We start from the raw sequence: 15,023 nt of genomic DNA on the forward strand, positions 1-15,023 counted from the left end.
ATGGGAAAACCGACAGGATTTTTAGATTATGAGAGAAAAGACGCAGTACAGACACCGCCTTTAGAGAGAATTAAGAACTTTAATGAATTCAAGAAACCTCTGCCCTTAGAGGAACAGCAGATCCAGGGAGCCCGCTGCATGGAATGCGGCGTTCCCTTCTGCCAGGCAGGTATGATGATCGCAGGGATGGCTTCCGGCTGTCCGCTGCACAACCTGGTGCCGGAGACCAATGATCTGGTATACCGGGGAAAATGGAGACAGGCTTACGAGAGACTGTCCAAGACCCACAGTTTTCCGGAATTTACCAGCCATGTGTGTCCTGCTCTGTGCGAAGCTGCCTGTACCTGTAATATTAACGGAGACCCGGTAGCCACAAAAGACAATGAAAAGGCAATTATCGAGACTGCCTGGAAAAACGGCTGGGTAGTTCCCCAGGTGCCGCCTGTGCGTACCGGAAAGAAAGTGGCGGTAGTAGGCAGCGGTCCTTCCGGACTGGCGGCAGCTCAGGAACTGAACCGGAAAGGACACTGGGTAACGGTATTTGAGAGGAATGACCGGGTAGGAGGACTTCTCCGCTACGGGATCCCCAACATGAAGCTGGACAAATCCATCATTGACCGGAGAGTGAAGCTCATGGAAGAAGAAGGAGTAGTCTTTAAAACCGGCGTGGACGTAGGCAAAGATGTGAAAGCTCAGGAACTTCTGAAAGAATTTGACCGGGTAGTCCTGGCCTGCGGAGCCTCCAATCCAAGAGATATCCAGGTGCCGGGAAGAGATGCGGGAAACATCTATTTTGCCGTAGACTTCCTGAAATCTGTGACCAAGAGCCTTCTGGATTCTAATTTTAAAGACAACCAGTTTATCCCTGCGAAAGGAAAACATGTGCTGGTCATCGGCGGCGGCGATACGGGAAATGACTGTGTGGGAACTGCTATCCGCCTGGGAGCAAAATCCGTTACCCAGTTAGAGATGATGCCTAAGCCCTCAGAAACCAGAACTCCCGGGAATCCATGGCCGGAGTGGCCAAGAGTGCTGAAGACCGATTATGGCCAGGAGGAATCCATTGCAGTCTTCGGGAAAGACCCCAGAATCTATCAGACAACTGTGACAGAATTTTTAAAAGACGACAAAGGTAATGTGCAGAAAGCCAAGATCGTCAGCCTGGAGCCGAAGAAAGACGAAAAGACAGGACGTATGAACATGGTTCCGGTGGAAGGCACAGAAAAAGTCATTGACGCCCAGCTGGTGCTGATCGCAGCAGGTTTCCTGGGAAGCCAGAAATATGTGACAGACGCTTTCAAAGTAGACTTGAATCCAAGGACCAACGTGCTGACAAAACCCGATGAATACCAGACCAGCGTGCCCAGAGTATTTACAGCAGGAGATATGCACAGAGGCCAGTCCCTGGTAGTATGGGCTATTACAGAGGGAAGAAAAGCGGCAGAGGCGGTAGATAAAGATTTGATGGGATATACCGTATAAAATTGTGGACATAAGCCCTGCCACTCCAAAAAAGGGAATAGAAAAGCCCCGGTGCTGGAACACCGGGGCTATTCGCTGTCGTCCACAATGGACTTGCATTATCTTTTTGCCTATGGGCATTATAGTATATGCGGATTTTGTTTTCAATATGCAAATTGCAGAAACAAGATTGAAGAAATAGAGGCTGCATGGTAGAATAGGAACACGGGAAACCATAGAGCCAGGCGGCTTACCCTCCGATTTCCGGAGGGGCGAACCCTCCAGACGAAAGAAAGGAGGGCGATGCCAATGTATGTTACATATGCTGATTTGATTCAGCTTTTAATATTCATTGTTGCCCTTGTTGGTCTCGTATATGAGATTTTCAAGGATAAAAGAAAGTAGCCGCCACTACTGCCAACAGTGACGGCTGACGCTATAAAGCGTTAAATTTAGTTACCATTGAGGGTAGACCGCTTCTATGGTTTCCCTTTTTCTATTCTCAATATAACACATTGGGCTGCAGGATTCAAGATATTTTGAAGATCCTTTAAGAGTGTCTTGCAAAAATACGAATAATTTCCCAGGCCATATCTTGACTTTTCAATTTTACACTGCTATAATACCACCCATGAAGGACAAAGGCGTTCTTATTCAGGCGGGGACCTGAGTAAGTGCGCCCTTTTTCATTACATAAGAAAGTCCGCTGTACTTTCCTGTGTGATGAAAAGGCCAGAGCATATCCTGTCGCCAAATAGGAATGCAGGGCCGGCTGCCCGCTGCCTTAAGCGGGATTGTTGATTAATTCAGAAAGGACATGGTGGTCATTATGGCGAAATACACCAGAGAGGATATTCTGCATATGGCAGAGGAAGAAGACGTGGAATTTATCCGTCTTCAGTTTACCGATATGTTCGGTACTATGAAGAATATTGCGATTCCTTTCGGCAAGCTGGAAAAGGCTATGGATAATGAATGTGTGATCGATGCTTCTTCTATGGAGAGCTTCTATAGAAACGAAGAGGAGGATATGTATCTCCACCCGGATCTGGATACTTTCTGCATTCTTCCATGGAGACCCCAGCAGGGAAAGGTAGCCAGATTTATCTGCGATATTTATAAGGCGGACGGGACACCTTATAAGGAAAGTCCCAGATACATTCTTCAGAACGCTGTGAAAAAAGCTGAGGAAAAGGGATATACTTTTAAGGTAAATCCGGAATGTGAGTTTTTCCTTTTCCATACCGATGATAATGGTTCTCCTACTACCCTGACGCACGAGAGAGCCGGTTTTCTGGATCTGAGTCCGGTGGACCTGGGGGAGAATGCCAGAAGAGACATTGTACTGACTCTGGAGGATATGGGATATGAAGTAGCTTCTTCCCATCATGAGATCGCTCCCGGTCAGCATGAGATTGATTTTACTATGTCAGATGTGATGGACACAGCGGATAAGCTGATGACCTTTAAGGTGGCGGTCCGCACTGTGGCAAAGCGTCATGGACTCCACGCCACATTCATGCCAAAGCCAAGATCCGAGGTAAACGGTTCAGGTATGCATATCAACATGGCTCTTTACAAGGATGGAAAAAATATATTTGAAGATCCCCAGGACAGTCTGGGACTGAGTAAAGAAGCATATTCCTTTATCGCCGGGCTGCTGGAACATATCAAGGGTATGACAGCGGTTTTCAATCCTCTGGTGAATTCCTACAAACGCCTGGTACCGGGATTTGAAGCACCCTCAGATGTAACCTGGTCTTCTACCCAGAGGACAGCACTCATAAAGGTATGCCAGGGTATGAGAGAAGAGAAGGCTATTGAGCTGAGAAGTCCGGATCCTTCTGCAAATCCTTATCTGGTATTTGCCCTGTGCCTGGAAGCCGGTATTGACGGTATAGAACAGGGACTGGAGGCGCCTGCCGAACTGAAGAGAAGCATCCGGGATTTGTCCGAAGAAGAGAAAAATAATCAGGGTATCGAAGCCCTGCCGGAAAATTTAAGCGATGCGTTATATGAGATGGGAAGAGATGTCTGGGTAAAGGAGATGCTGGGAGAATCTTTTCTGGAGCATTATAAAAAAGGCAAGAGAAAAGAGTGGAAGAGTTATATGAAGCAGGTTTCCGAATGGGAACTGGAACAGTATCTGTACCAGATTTAAATATTTTTTAATCGGCAATGCAAACATCCTATAGGATGTCTGCTATAAGGTACTCGCAGAATTAAAGAAAAGGCAGGGAGCAGTATATGAGCATCATCATTGTGGCATTACCCAAGATTGAAGATGCAAAGCGGATACGAAAGATCCTGATGAACCATGGATTTGAAAATGTAGTATCCTGCTGTACCGCTTCCGCAGCTTTAATCGAGGCAAATCAAGATCAGAGAGGACTGATCATCAGCGGCTATAAACTTCCGGATATGCATTATACCCAGTTGTATGAATGTATACCAAAATATTTTGAAATGCTGCTGATGGGATCAGCAAATGTTGTAAGCTCGGCAGAAAGCGGAATCATCGCCGTGACTATGCCAGTGAAAATATATGATTTAGTCAATACCGTGGAAATGGTCCTCAGCCAGGTAGAACGGCGGTATAAAAAAGACAGGAAAAAACCAAGGAAGAGGACGGAGAAAGAAGAAAACTATATTAGGAACGCCAAGTTCCTGCTGATGGAGCGTAATCATCTTTCAGAAGAAGAGGCCTATCGCTACATTCAGAAATGCAGCATGGACAACGGCACGAATATGGTAGAAACTGCCCAGATGATATTGACGTTGATCTATGACGAATGTTAAAGGAGAAATGTGATATGTTTACTATTAATGAGAATTATCTGAAGCTTCCTGGAAGCTATCTGTTCTCTGATATTGCAAAAAAAATCGCAGCATATCAGAAGGAAAATCCGGAAAAAGAAATCATCCGACTGGGAATCGGAGATGTGACACAGCCCCTGGCGCCGGCGATCATTGAGGCTCTTCACGGAGCTGTGGAAGAGATGGCTCATGCAGAGACCTTCCACGGATATGCGCCGGATAAGGGCTACGCTTTCCTGAGAGAGGCTATTGCGAAAAATGATTATCAGGATCGCAGTTGTGACATTGATCCAGAAGAAATCTTCGTATCTGACGGAGCGAAATGTGACTCCGGAAATATTCAGGAGATCCTGGGATTGGATAATAAGATTGCTGTGTGCGATCCGGTTTACCCCGTATATGTAGATACCAACGTTATGGCGGGAAGAACAGGAAATTATAATAAGACGACACAGAATTTTGACGGTATGATCTACATGCCCTGTACGGCAGAGAATAATTTTGCCCCGGAATTTCCAAAGGAAACCCCGGATGTGATCTATCTCTGCTTTCCAAATAATCCTACAGGCTCTACGATCAGTAAAGAACAGCTTCAGGGCTGGGTGGATTACGCCAATAAAAACGGCAGTCTGATCATTTACGATGCGGCCTATGAGGCTTATATCACTGAGGAGGACGTGCCTCACAGCATTTATGAATGTGAAGGAGCAAAAACCTGTGCTATTGAGCTGAGAAGTTTTTCCAAGAATGCGGGATTCACCGGCGTCCGTCTGGGATTTGCGGTAGTGCCGAAAGATCTGAAGTCCGGAGGAGTTTCCTTAAATGACCTCTGGGCCAGAAGACACGGGACCAAGTATAACGGAGCTCCTTATATCGTGCAGAAAGCAGGAGCTGCTGTGTATACAGAAGCAGGAAAAGCCCAGGTAAAAGAGCAGGTTGCATATTATATGAGAAATGCGCACGCCATATATAATGGTCTGAAAGACGCAGGCTATACAGTCAGCGGCGGCGTGAATGCTCCTTATGTATGGCTGAAAACGCCGGGTAACCAGACCTCCTGGGAATTCTTCGACACCCTTCTCCATGAGGTGAATGTGGTAGGAACTCCTGGAAGCGGTTTCGGCGCCTGCGGAGAAGGCTATTTCCGGTTAAGTGCTTTCGGCACCTATGAAAACACAATAGAGGCGATTAAGAGGATTACGAAGATGTAATCAAAGATATCCTGTCCGAAGTATCTGGATTTTTCTGGGTATTTCGGACTTTTTTAATTTCTTTTTTGATTGAATAGGTGAACCGGGGGAGCGTGGTGAGCAAGAATACAGGTGTGTTTTCTGCTCAGCCTGCGCCGCTTTGAGCCTGAGGTCTCAAAGCTATGCTCGGGAAATTCGCTGAAAACACACCTGTATTCTTGAAGCTACGGTTGTTTCCGCTGCCGGGGGACAAAGGTTGTACGGCATTGCAGGAATTCAATTAAAAAAGAAATTTGGATGGTATGCTGGTGCTGGATGTCGAGTGAAAAGCACGGTTGGTCGGTGCGTGGTCGCTTAGATATAAAAGAAGATCAGAATAGTTGCAATAGAGAGTGATAGTTTTGGTAAAGGAAGGGAATGGGATTATGGAATTTGTTAAGGGTATTGTTGAGAGAGAAAAGTCTGGATATGAGGAGTTTTTGGAGAAGGCGGAGGGGGATACTGCCTGTCTGGAGGGGGCGGTCCATAGTCTTCGGGATATGGGGGAGATTGGGTTTGTGATTCTTAGAAGCAGGGAAGGGCTTCTTCAGGCTGTCTGGGAGGAAGGCGTCTCCAGAGAGGATCTGAAGGAGTTTCATGAAGGGGATTGTATCCGTGTGACGGGAACTGTGAAAACTGAAGAGAGAGCTCCCCAGGGAAAGGAATTGAGGATTAAGGAAACGGAATTTTTGTCTAAGGTTGACCAGCCTTTGCCCCTGCCGGTAGGAAAGTGGAACCTGAACACGTCCCTGGAAGCCAAACTGAACATGCGCCCTGTCTCTTTAAGGAATGTAAGAGAGAGGGCGAAATTCCGTATTCAGGAAGGGATCACCAGAGGTTTCCGGGATTTCCTGTATCATCAGGGTTTTACAGAGATCCACAGCCCCAAGATCGGAGCAAAAAGTGCCGAGGGCGGCGCCAACCTTTTCAAGCTGGAATATTTCCATCATCCTGCAGTGCTCCAGCAGAGCCCCCAGCTTTATAAACAGATGATGGTAGGCGTGTTTGACCGGGTATTTGAGACCGGGCCTGTATTCCGGGCAGAGAAACACAACACCAGAAGACATCTGAACGAATATACCAGCCTGGACTTTGAGATGGGTTATATTGACAGCTTTTACGATATCTGCCGGATGGAGACAGGATTTTTGAAATACACCATGGATCTTTTGAACAGAGAATACAGGAAAGAACTGGATATTTTAAAGGTAACTCTTCCTGAGATCAAAGAAATTCCCTGTGTAACTTTCCAGAAAGCAAAGGAACTGGTTTCTGAAAAATACCAGAGAAAGATCCGGGCGCCTTTTGATCTGGAACCGGAGGAGGAAGAACTGATCGGAAAATACTTCCAGGAAGAGTGCGGATCAGACTTTGTTTTTGTTACCCATTATCCTTCTAAGAAACGTCCTTTCTACGCTATGGATGATCCGGAAGACAGCCGCTATACTTTAAGTTTTGACCTGCTGTATAAGGGACTGGAGATCACTACAGGAGGCCAGAGGATCCATGATTATCAGATGCTGAAAGATAAGATCGCAGCAAAGGGTATGAGCGAAGAAGGACTGGAACAGTATCTGGATGCTTTTAAATACGGCATGCCTCCCCACGGAGGACTGGGCATCGGCCTGGAAAGACTGACCATGCAGCTTTTAGGAGAGGACAACATCCGGGAGACTACTTTATTCCCAAGAGATTTAACAAGGCTTGAGCCCTAGAGAGGAGCGAAACAATGAGCGCACAGAGAATAGACGATACAGTAATGGAAAATATAGAGATCCTGGCAAAGCTTTCCATGTCTGAGGATGAACGGGAAGAAATGCGGACAGAGCTGGAAAAAATCCTGGATTATGTAGAAAAGCTTAATGAACTGGATACGGAAAATGTGGAGGCAGCTTCCCATATCTTCCCACTGGAAAATGTGTTCCGGGAGGACGAAGTGACCAACGGGGACGCCCAGGAGGAAATGCTGGCCAACGCTCCGGTGAAAAAAGAAGGACAGTATCAGGTTCCCAAGACCGTGTAGAAAGGATGAAAGACATGAAGATCATAGAGATGTCAGCCACTGCTCTGGGAGAGGAGATTAAAAAAGGGCAGATCGGCGTAAAGGAAGCTGTGAAAGCTTACCTGGATCAGATAGAAGCTGTGGAACCCTCTGTCCACGCTTATCTGGATATTGACGAAAAAAAGATATATGCGAGAGTAAAAGAAGTGGAAAAAGGCATCCGCCAGGGAAAATATACCGGTCCTCTGGCAGGTGTTCCCATTGCGGTAAAAGACAATATCTGCACCCGGGGACAGGCCACTACCTGCGCTTCTAAAATTTTAAATGATTTTGTGCCCCCATACAGCGCAGATGCTGTGGAAAAGCTGGAAGAGGCAGGAATGATCCTCCTGGGAAAGACCAATATGGATGAATTTGCCATGGGAAGCACAACAGAAACATCTGCCTTTGGAGAAACGAAAAATCCCTGGGATCTGACCAGGGTGCCGGGAGGCTCTTCAGGAGGTTCCTGTGCGGCTGTGGCAGCAGGAGAGGCGCCCCTGGCTTTAGGTTCTGATACAGGAGGATCTATCCGCCAGCCTTCCGCCTTCTGCGGCGTCACAGGCCTGAAACCAACTTACGGCACTGTATCCCGTTACGGATTGGTGGCTTACGCCTCTTCCCTGGACCAGATTGGTCCCATTGGAAAAAATACAAAAGACTGCGGAGCTCTTCTGGACGTGATCGCAGGATATGATAAACGAGACAGCACTTCCATCCAGAGAAAGCTTTATGATTTCTCGAAAGATCTGGGAGAGGATATCAGGGGGCTTCGGGTAGGCGTTCCTAAAGAGTATCTCTCTGAAGGTCTGGACAGTGAGATCAAAAAAGCCATTGTAGATGCGGTAAACGCTCTGAGCCAGAACGGCGCTATTGTAGAGTTTTTCTCCCTTGGGATGACAGATTATGTGATCCCGGCCTATTATATCATCGCCTGCGCCGAGGCCAGTTCCAACCTGGCCAGATTCGACGGGGTAAAATACGGATACCGTTCTATGGAAGGAACAGACCTTCATGATATGTATAAGAAAACAAGAGCAGAGGGATTTGGCAAAGAGGCAAAGAAAAGAATCCTTCTGGGCTCCTTTGTATTAAGCTCCGGTTACTATGACGCTTACTATCTGAAAGCTTTGAAGACTAAGGCTCTTATCAAGAAAGCCTTTGACGAGGCCTTTGTAAAATATGATGTTCTCCTGGCTCCTGCCTCACCGTCGCCGGCGCCCCATCTGGGAGAAAGTCTTACAGATTCTTTGAAGATGTATTTAAGCGACATCTATACCGTAGCGGTAAACCTGGCAGGACTTCCTGCCATTAGCATGCCCTGGACTCTGGACAGCCAGAAACTTCCTGTAGGACTGCAGTTTATCGGAAACTGCTTTGAAGAAAAGAAGGTTCTCCAGGCGGCTATGGGACTGGAAAAGATCAGAGGGGACTTTCCTCTGGCATTTGCAAAGGAGGAAGGATAATGGAAAAACAATATGAGACTGTCATCGGACTGGAAGTCCATGTGGAACTTTCCACAGAATCCAAGATTTTCTGCGGCTGCTCTACTAAGTTCGGAGGAGCACCCAATACCCATACCTGTCCTGTATGCGCAGGCCTTCCCGGCGCTCTCCCGGTATTAAACAAGCAGGTAGTGGAATACGCCCTGGCTCTTGGCCTGGCAGCTAACTGCCAGATCAACCAGTACTGCAAGTTTGACAGGAAGAACTATTTTTACCCTGACAACCCCCAGAACTACCAGATTTCCCAGCTTTATCTTCCCATCTGCCACGATGGTTATCTGGAAATCCAGACAGCCGCAGGCCCTAAAAAGATTCGGATACACGAAATGCACATGGAGGAAGATGCGGGAAAACTGATCCATGACGAGTGGGATGACTGCTCTTTGGTGGATTACAACCGAAGCGGCGTTCCCCTTATTGAGATCGTGTCTGAGCCGGATATGAGAAATGCCCAGGAAGTGATCGCTTATCTGGAAAAACTGCGGCTTATCTGCCAGTATCTGGGAGTTTCTGACTGTAAGCTTCAGGAAGGGTCTATGCGTGCCGACGTAAACCTTTCAGTAAGAGAGGTGGGATCCCGGGAGCTGGGAATCAGGACAGAGATGAAGAATCTGAACTCTTTTAAGGCTATTGCAAGAGCTATCGAAGGAGAAAGGGCCCGGCAGATTGAGCTTCTGGAAGAGGGACGCCCGGTGATCCAGGAGACCCGGCGGTGGGATGACAATAAAGAATATTCCTACGCTATGCGTTCCAAGGAAGACGCCAAGGATTACCGTTACTTCCCGGACCCGGACCTGCCTCCGGTGCGCATCAGCGATCAGTGGATAGCCCAGATCCGGAATGCCCAGCCGGAACTTCAGGAGGAAAAGGCAAAACGGTATATGGAGCAGTACGAGCTGTCAGATTATGACGCCGGCCTTCTGACCCAGTCCAGACACCTGAGCGAAATGTTTGAAAAGACTGCGGCAATCTGCCAGATGCCGAAGAAGGCGGCCAACTGGTATATTGGGGAAACTCTGCGCCTGGTAAAAGAAGAAGGAATAGAGACAGAAGAAATCTCCTTCTCTCCGGAACATCTGGCAGAGCTGATCCTGATGACAGACCGGGGAGAGCTGAACAATAAAACTGCCAAAGAAGTTTTCCGTATGATTTTTACAGACGATGTGGACCCCATGATCTATGCAGAAGAGAAAGGGCTGAAAACCGTTCTGGATACCGGACTTCTGGAAGAGACCGTGGCAAAAGTCCTGGAAGAAAATCCAGACACGGTAAAGCAGTATCTGGAAGGAAAGACGAAAGTCACCGGATTTTTGGTAGGACAGATCATGAAGCAGATGAAAGGAAAAGCAGATCCTAAACAGGTGAACCAGCTTCTTAGACAGAAGCTTCAGGAGGCAGAGGAGAAGGCATAGCGTAAGGTATTTAAAGTATCTTACATTAGAAAAGAAAAATCCGGAAGAGCTTTAAAACCATCCTCTTTTGTGGTAAGCTACTGTAGAAGATGGGAGGAAAGCTATGGATATTATTGAATTTCAGAATAAACTAAAAGATATACAGACCCTGGCTCTGAATAACGGGAAACAGGTACGGGCAGAGCTGGTGGAAAAATTTTTCGGTGAGGAGGATATGGATCAGGAGAAACTCCAGAAGGTCTACGATTATCTGGAAGTCCAGGGAATCCGTGTTACCGGAAGAACAGGAGACAGAGAAGACGCCGGACAAGGGCCGGTTCCTCATATAGAGAAAAAACAGGAAAGAGTTCCTCTTACAGCAGAGGAAGAAGAGTATCTTAAGGAGTATCTGAAAGCCTTTGGATTTGAAGGAAATTTAAGAGACCGGCAGGAATTGCTTCTGGCCTGCAAAAGAAATGAAGAAGGTGCCAGGGAAAGTCTGGTAAAGGCCTGCCAGAGAGAACTGGCAGATGTGGCAAGAGACCTGAACTGCCGGGAGGTTCTCTTCGCAGATCTGCTTTCTGAGGCAAATACAGCTCTTCTTATGGCACTGGAGGAGCTTAAGGATGTGACAGAGGAAGAAGCAGCAGAAGAATGGCTTATGCATAAAGTCCGCAGCCTGGTGGAAGAATTTCTGGAGGAGCAGACCAGGCAGAAGAGAGAAGATAATTTCCTGGTGGAAAAGGTCCAGAACCTGGAAGAACGGTTAAAGGCTCTCACAGAAGATGATAATATCAAATATACAGTGGAAGAACTTTCCGGATTCCTGGATATGGAGCCGGAAGAAATGAAAGCGATCCTCCGGCTGACAGGGGATGACAGCGAAAAGTAAACAAGGAAAAACAGGAAAAGAAGCCCAGATACTGGGGCTTCTTTTCTGAATTTTTTAAAAGTTTTCACAGTTTTTTCATTGATTGTTTTTATAATAAGAAGTATAGTTTTTATATAATGATGCTGTCATATTTTTATACTATATAAATAAAATGGAAAAGGTTGGAGGTAAACAAATGGACATTAAAGAAAAGAAAAAGCCTCAGCTTCCAAAAAAACCGGTGATGTTTTATTACCTTATCGTGCTGGTCATACTGGCGGCGGTTAACTTATTCCTTGTGCCCTCTTTGTCAGAGAGCCGCATACAGGACGCTACCTATGACCAGTTTTTGGATGATCTTGAGGCAGGCAGGATTTCAGAAGTAAATCTGGAAGAAGATACGATTTATTATCTGGAAAAGGACGGCGACCAGCAGCAGGTTTATAAGACAGGCCGTATTTTCGATGTAAACGAGGTAGAGAGACTGGATCAGGCAGGAGTAGTCTTCTCTGAGGAGATTCCTCAGCAGATGAACCCGCTGCTCTCATCCCTTATCAGTTTTGTACTGCCCCTGGTACTTTTATGGGTAGTAGGCGGCTGGCTGATGAAGCGGATGATGAAAAACATGGGCGGTATGGGTGGTCCGGGAGCTATGACTTTCGGAAAGAGCAATGCCAAGATCTATGTAAAGTCATCTACAGGGATCAAGTTTTCAGATGTAGCCGGAGAAGACGAGGCCAAGGAACTGTTGACCGAGCTGGTAGATTATCTTCATAACCCAGGAAAGTATGCAGAGATTGGCGCATCCCTTCCAAAAGGAGCCCTTCTGGTTGGACCTCCCGGAACAGGTAAGACCCTTCTGGCCAAGGCTGTGGCAGGAGAGGCCGACGTCCCTTTCTTCTCCATATCCGGTTCTGAATTTGTGGAAATGTTCGTGGGAATGGGCGCTGCAAAAGTCCGCGACCTGTTTAAGCAGGCCAACGAAAAAGCTCCCTGTATCGTATTTATTGATGAGATTGATACCATTGGTAAAAAACGTGACGGACAATTTGCCGGAGCTAATGATGAGAGGGAGCAGACATTAAACCAGCTTCTTACAGAGATGGATGGATTTGACAGCTCAAAAGGTGTTGTAATCCTGGCTGCCACCAACCGTCCAGATTCTCTGGACCCTGCACTTTTAAGGCCGGGACGTTTTGACAGGAGGATTCCTGTAGAGCTTCCTGACTTAAAGGGAAGAGAGGAGATCCTGAAGGTTCATGCCAGAAAGATCAAGATTTCCGATGATGTGAACTTCAGTGATATTGCTAAGGCAGCCCCTGGAGCTTCCGGAGCTGATCTGGCCAATGTTGTGAATGAAGCGGCTCTGAGGGCAGTCCGTGACGGCAGAAAATTTGCCACCCAGGCAGACCTGGAGGAGAGCATTGAGGTGGTCATCGCCGGATATCAGAAGAAAAACCAGGTCCTTTCCAACAAGGAAAAACTTATTGTGGCTTACCACGAAGTGGGACACGCACTGGTTGCTGCCATGCAGTCCCATTCCGCACCGGTGCATAAGATCACCATTATCCCAAGGACTTCCGGGGCTCTGGGCTATACCATGCAGGTAGAGGATGGAGAACACTATCTTATGTCAAAAGAAGAACTGGAGAATAAGATTGCTACCTTTACAGGAGGAAGAGCGGCAGAGGAGCTGATCTTCCACTCCATTACCACAGGAGCTTCCAATGACATTGAACAGGCTACCAAGCTGGCCAGAGGTATGATCACCAGATATGGTATGTCCCAGGAGTTTGGCATGGTAGCCATGGAGACTGTATCCAACCAGTATTTAGGAGGAGACAGTTCCCTGACCTGTTCCTTTGAGACACAGACACGGATTGACAAAATGGTAGTGGATCTGGTACAGAAACAGCATGACAAGGCTGTGAAGATCCTGGAAGAGAATATGCCGAAACTCCATGAACTGGCTAAGTATCTCTATGAACATGAGACCATCTCGGGAGAAGAGTTTATGAGGATCCTGACTACCAAGCCAAGGATTGCAATGAACCAGGAAAACGCCGAAGAAGGGTCAGAGGAATAAAAGGTACATTGTATAAAACAGTTTACGTATTAGCTTTCCCTTATTTTTTTCTTACCGGAAAAAATAAGGGAAAGCTTTTTAACTTATAGGAAATTCTTCCGGACTGCCCTATAGAATAAAAAGCCTTCCGGGCGGGATGCACACGCCGCAATAAGGTATGTTACCGCCTTGTGATATTGCAGCGGCGCGCAAAGTGTTTAAGTCCCTCAAGATTGAGAGGTGGGGGAGCTGGGGTGGGCTTGCCCACAGACTGGAGGGATGTTTGGACAGACAGAATCTGCCGGAGAATGAATTTTAGCCAGCAGGAGAAATTGTTTAAAAATGATTAAAATAAGCAAAAATAATTGAAAATTTTGTGCAAATTATATATATTTTATAACGAACTGCTGAACAAAAAAAGAAGTAATTTGATGAAAGCGCTGAAGCGGGAAGGCGCTGATTATGTGCCCACTATGATGGCTTCCAGCTGCGCTGAGGTAGCCTGGACAGGACAGAAGGTTACGGATATTATTGATGATCCGGATAAATATGTAAAGGCCATGACGGATGTATTTGACGTGATGTGGGCGGATGGAAATACTTTTTCCGGAACACTGTTTACACCGAAGATTGAGGAGGTTTTGGAGCCCCTTCAGAACAAGTTCGGTCCGGATGGAGTGACTCCGGAGCATGTGCAGATGCCCATGATGGAGAGGGATGAGTACGATCAGTTTATCGAGGATCCGAACCGCTTTGTCTCTGAAGTGCTGGTTCCCAGAAAGTACCCGAAGCTTTATGAGGATCGGGAATATGCGAAAAAGGTTCTGAAGACAGTGGCAGAGGACAAGTTCTATTCTCTTGGCGTGCTGATGGGAAAGCAGTTCCAGGTACTGTCGGAGAAATATGGAATTACTGATATCGCGGATTTCTCCAAAGTATTCTCTAACCCGGTGGATACACTGTTTGACTACTGCCGCGGTTTCAAGGGAACCTTGACAGACCTGCGCAGACAGCCGGATAAGGTGAAAGCGGCCTGCGACAAACTCTGGGAGGTATACAATCTTCCGCGTATGTCCGGCCCGGTAGATGAATTCCCCTATGCGTGCCATATGACTCACATCGCGCCGTACTTAAGCCCGAAGCAGTTTGAGGAGCTGTACTGGCCTTATGAAAAGAAATGGATTGAGCGGGCTGCAGCAGCAGGCTCCAAGGTATGGATCATGCTGGAGGGCAGCTGGGAGAAGGTATGGCATCATTTCCTGGAAGTGCCGAAGGATTCCTGTATCTTATATATTGACGATGACGATATCTGCAAGGCCAAGAAGGAACTCGGCGATCATCAGATTATTGAGGGCGGCCTGAAAGTGGCGGCTGTGAGAACACAAAGCATTGACAAGATTAAGGATGATATCAAGCATGTTATCGATGTATGCGCGCCTGGTGACGGCTTCCTGTTCTGTACGGACAAGGCATGGATTGCGGCGGCGCGCAAAGTGTTCAAGCCTCTCGAGATTCAGGGGAAGGGGCAGTTCTGACAGGTAAAAATAATTCGCACTAAAACCTATTGAAAACACATGGATTCACTGCGAAAATAGAAATATGACAAAAAAACTTTTTCGCAGTGAGGTTGAAATGGGAAGAAA

The 15,023-nt window shown here is 46.9% G+C and carries 11 protein-coding genes; all 11 read left to right on the top strand.

The window, feature by feature from the left end:
- The 11 genes from B5G33_RS18885 to B5G33_RS18935 all read left to right on the top strand — a co-directional run bounded on the left by B5G33_RS18885 (nt 1) and on the right by B5G33_RS18935 (nt 14,915).
- A complete protein-coding gene (locus B5G33_RS18885; protein WP_087418761.1) occupies nt 1–1,482 on the top strand; it encodes a glutamate synthase subunit beta in 1,482 nt (493 codons plus the stop codon).
- Between the two features lie 808 nt (nt 1,483–2,290).
- Nucleotides 2,291–3,622, top strand: a complete 1,332-nt coding sequence (gene glnA, locus B5G33_RS18890; RefSeq protein ID WP_087418762.1) for a type I glutamate--ammonia ligase — start codon at nt 2,291–2,293, stop codon at nt 3,620–3,622.
- 86 nt (nt 3,623–3,708) lie between these two features.
- Complete coding sequence (locus B5G33_RS18895) at nt 3,709–4,260, top strand: ANTAR domain-containing response regulator (protein WP_087273574.1); 552 nt, start codon at nt 3,709–3,711, stop codon at nt 4,258–4,260.
- Between the two features lie 14 nt (nt 4,261–4,274).
- The gene (locus B5G33_RS18900; RefSeq protein WP_087418763.1) at nt 4,275–5,489 is read left to right on the top strand and encodes an LL-diaminopimelate aminotransferase; all 1,215 of its coding nucleotides are present in this window, start codon (nt 4,275–4,277) and stop codon (nt 5,487–5,489) included.
- A 404-nt stretch (nt 5,490–5,893) separates the two neighbouring features.
- Nucleotides 5,894–7,222, top strand: a complete 1,329-nt coding sequence (aspS, locus tag B5G33_RS18905; protein ID WP_087418764.1) for an aspartate--tRNA(Asn) ligase — start codon at nt 5,894–5,896, stop codon at nt 7,220–7,222.
- Between the two features lie 14 nt (nt 7,223–7,236).
- Nucleotides 7,237–7,530: an Asp-tRNA(Asn)/Glu-tRNA(Gln) amidotransferase subunit GatC gene (gene gatC, locus B5G33_RS18910; protein ID WP_087273568.1), complete on the top strand. Its 294-nt coding sequence runs from the start codon at nt 7,237–7,239 to the stop codon at nt 7,528–7,530.
- A gap of 14 nt (nt 7,531–7,544) precedes the next feature.
- A complete protein-coding gene (gatA, locus tag B5G33_RS18915; protein ID WP_087418765.1) occupies nt 7,545–9,014 on the top strand; it encodes an Asp-tRNA(Asn)/Glu-tRNA(Gln) amidotransferase subunit GatA in 1,470 nt (489 codons plus the stop codon).
- Entirely contained in the window at nt 9,014–10,465 is a 1,452-nt protein-coding gene (gene gatB / locus B5G33_RS18920) for an Asp-tRNA(Asn)/Glu-tRNA(Gln) amidotransferase subunit GatB (RefSeq protein WP_087418766.1), read from the top strand. Before gatA ends, gatB begins: the two co-directional genes overlap by 1 nt.
- Nucleotides 10,466–10,568: 103 nt before the next feature.
- Complete coding sequence (locus tag B5G33_RS18925; protein WP_087273562.1) at nt 10,569–11,336, top strand: hypothetical protein; 768 nt, start codon at nt 10,569–10,571, stop codon at nt 11,334–11,336.
- A 175-nt stretch (nt 11,337–11,511) separates the two neighbouring features.
- Nucleotides 11,512–13,401, top strand: a complete 1,890-nt coding sequence (ftsH, locus tag B5G33_RS18930) for an ATP-dependent zinc metalloprotease FtsH (RefSeq protein WP_087273561.1) — start codon at nt 11,512–11,514, stop codon at nt 13,399–13,401.
- 410 nt (nt 13,402–13,811) lie between these two features.
- The gene (locus B5G33_RS18935; RefSeq protein ID WP_087418767.1) at nt 13,812–14,915 is read left to right on the top strand and encodes a uroporphyrinogen decarboxylase family protein; all 1,104 of its coding nucleotides are present in this window, start codon (nt 13,812–13,814) and stop codon (nt 14,913–14,915) included.
- Nucleotides 14,916–15,023 lie beyond the last annotated feature (108 nt).

This window comes from Blautia sp. An81 (assembly GCF_002161285.1).
Lineage (GTDB): Bacteria > Bacillota > Clostridia > Lachnospirales > Lachnospiraceae > Blautia > Blautia ornithocaccae.

Coding starts and splice junctions, on each gene's coding strand:
- B5G33_RS18900 (WP_087418763.1), top strand. CDS start 4,275: ATGTTTACTATTAATGAGAATTATCTGAAGCTTCCTGGAAGCTATCTG.
- B5G33_RS18925 (WP_087273562.1), top strand. CDS start 10,569: ATGGATATTATTGAATTTCAGAATAAACTAAAAGATATACAGACCCTG.
- glnA (WP_087418762.1), top strand. CDS start 2,291: ATGGCGAAATACACCAGAGAGGATATTCTGCATATGGCAGAGGAAGAA.
- gatA (WP_087418765.1), top strand. CDS start 7,545: ATGAAGATCATAGAGATGTCAGCCACTGCTCTGGGAGAGGAGATTAAA.
- aspS (WP_087418764.1), top strand. CDS start 5,894: ATGGAATTTGTTAAGGGTATTGTTGAGAGAGAAAAGTCTGGATATGAG.
- B5G33_RS18935 (WP_087418767.1), top strand. CDS start 13,812: ATGAAAGCGCTGAAGCGGGAAGGCGCTGATTATGTGCCCACTATGATG.
- gatC (WP_087273568.1), top strand. CDS start 7,237: ATGAGCGCACAGAGAATAGACGATACAGTAATGGAAAATATAGAGATC.
- gatB (WP_087418766.1), top strand. CDS start 9,014: ATGGAAAAACAATATGAGACTGTCATCGGACTGGAAGTCCATGTGGAA.
- B5G33_RS18895 (WP_087273574.1), top strand. CDS start 3,709: ATGAGCATCATCATTGTGGCATTACCCAAGATTGAAGATGCAAAGCGG.
- ftsH (WP_087273561.1), top strand. CDS start 11,512: ATGGACATTAAAGAAAAGAAAAAGCCTCAGCTTCCAAAAAAACCGGTG.
- B5G33_RS18885 (WP_087418761.1), top strand. CDS start 1: ATGGGAAAACCGACAGGATTTTTAGATTATGAGAGAAAAGACGCAGTA.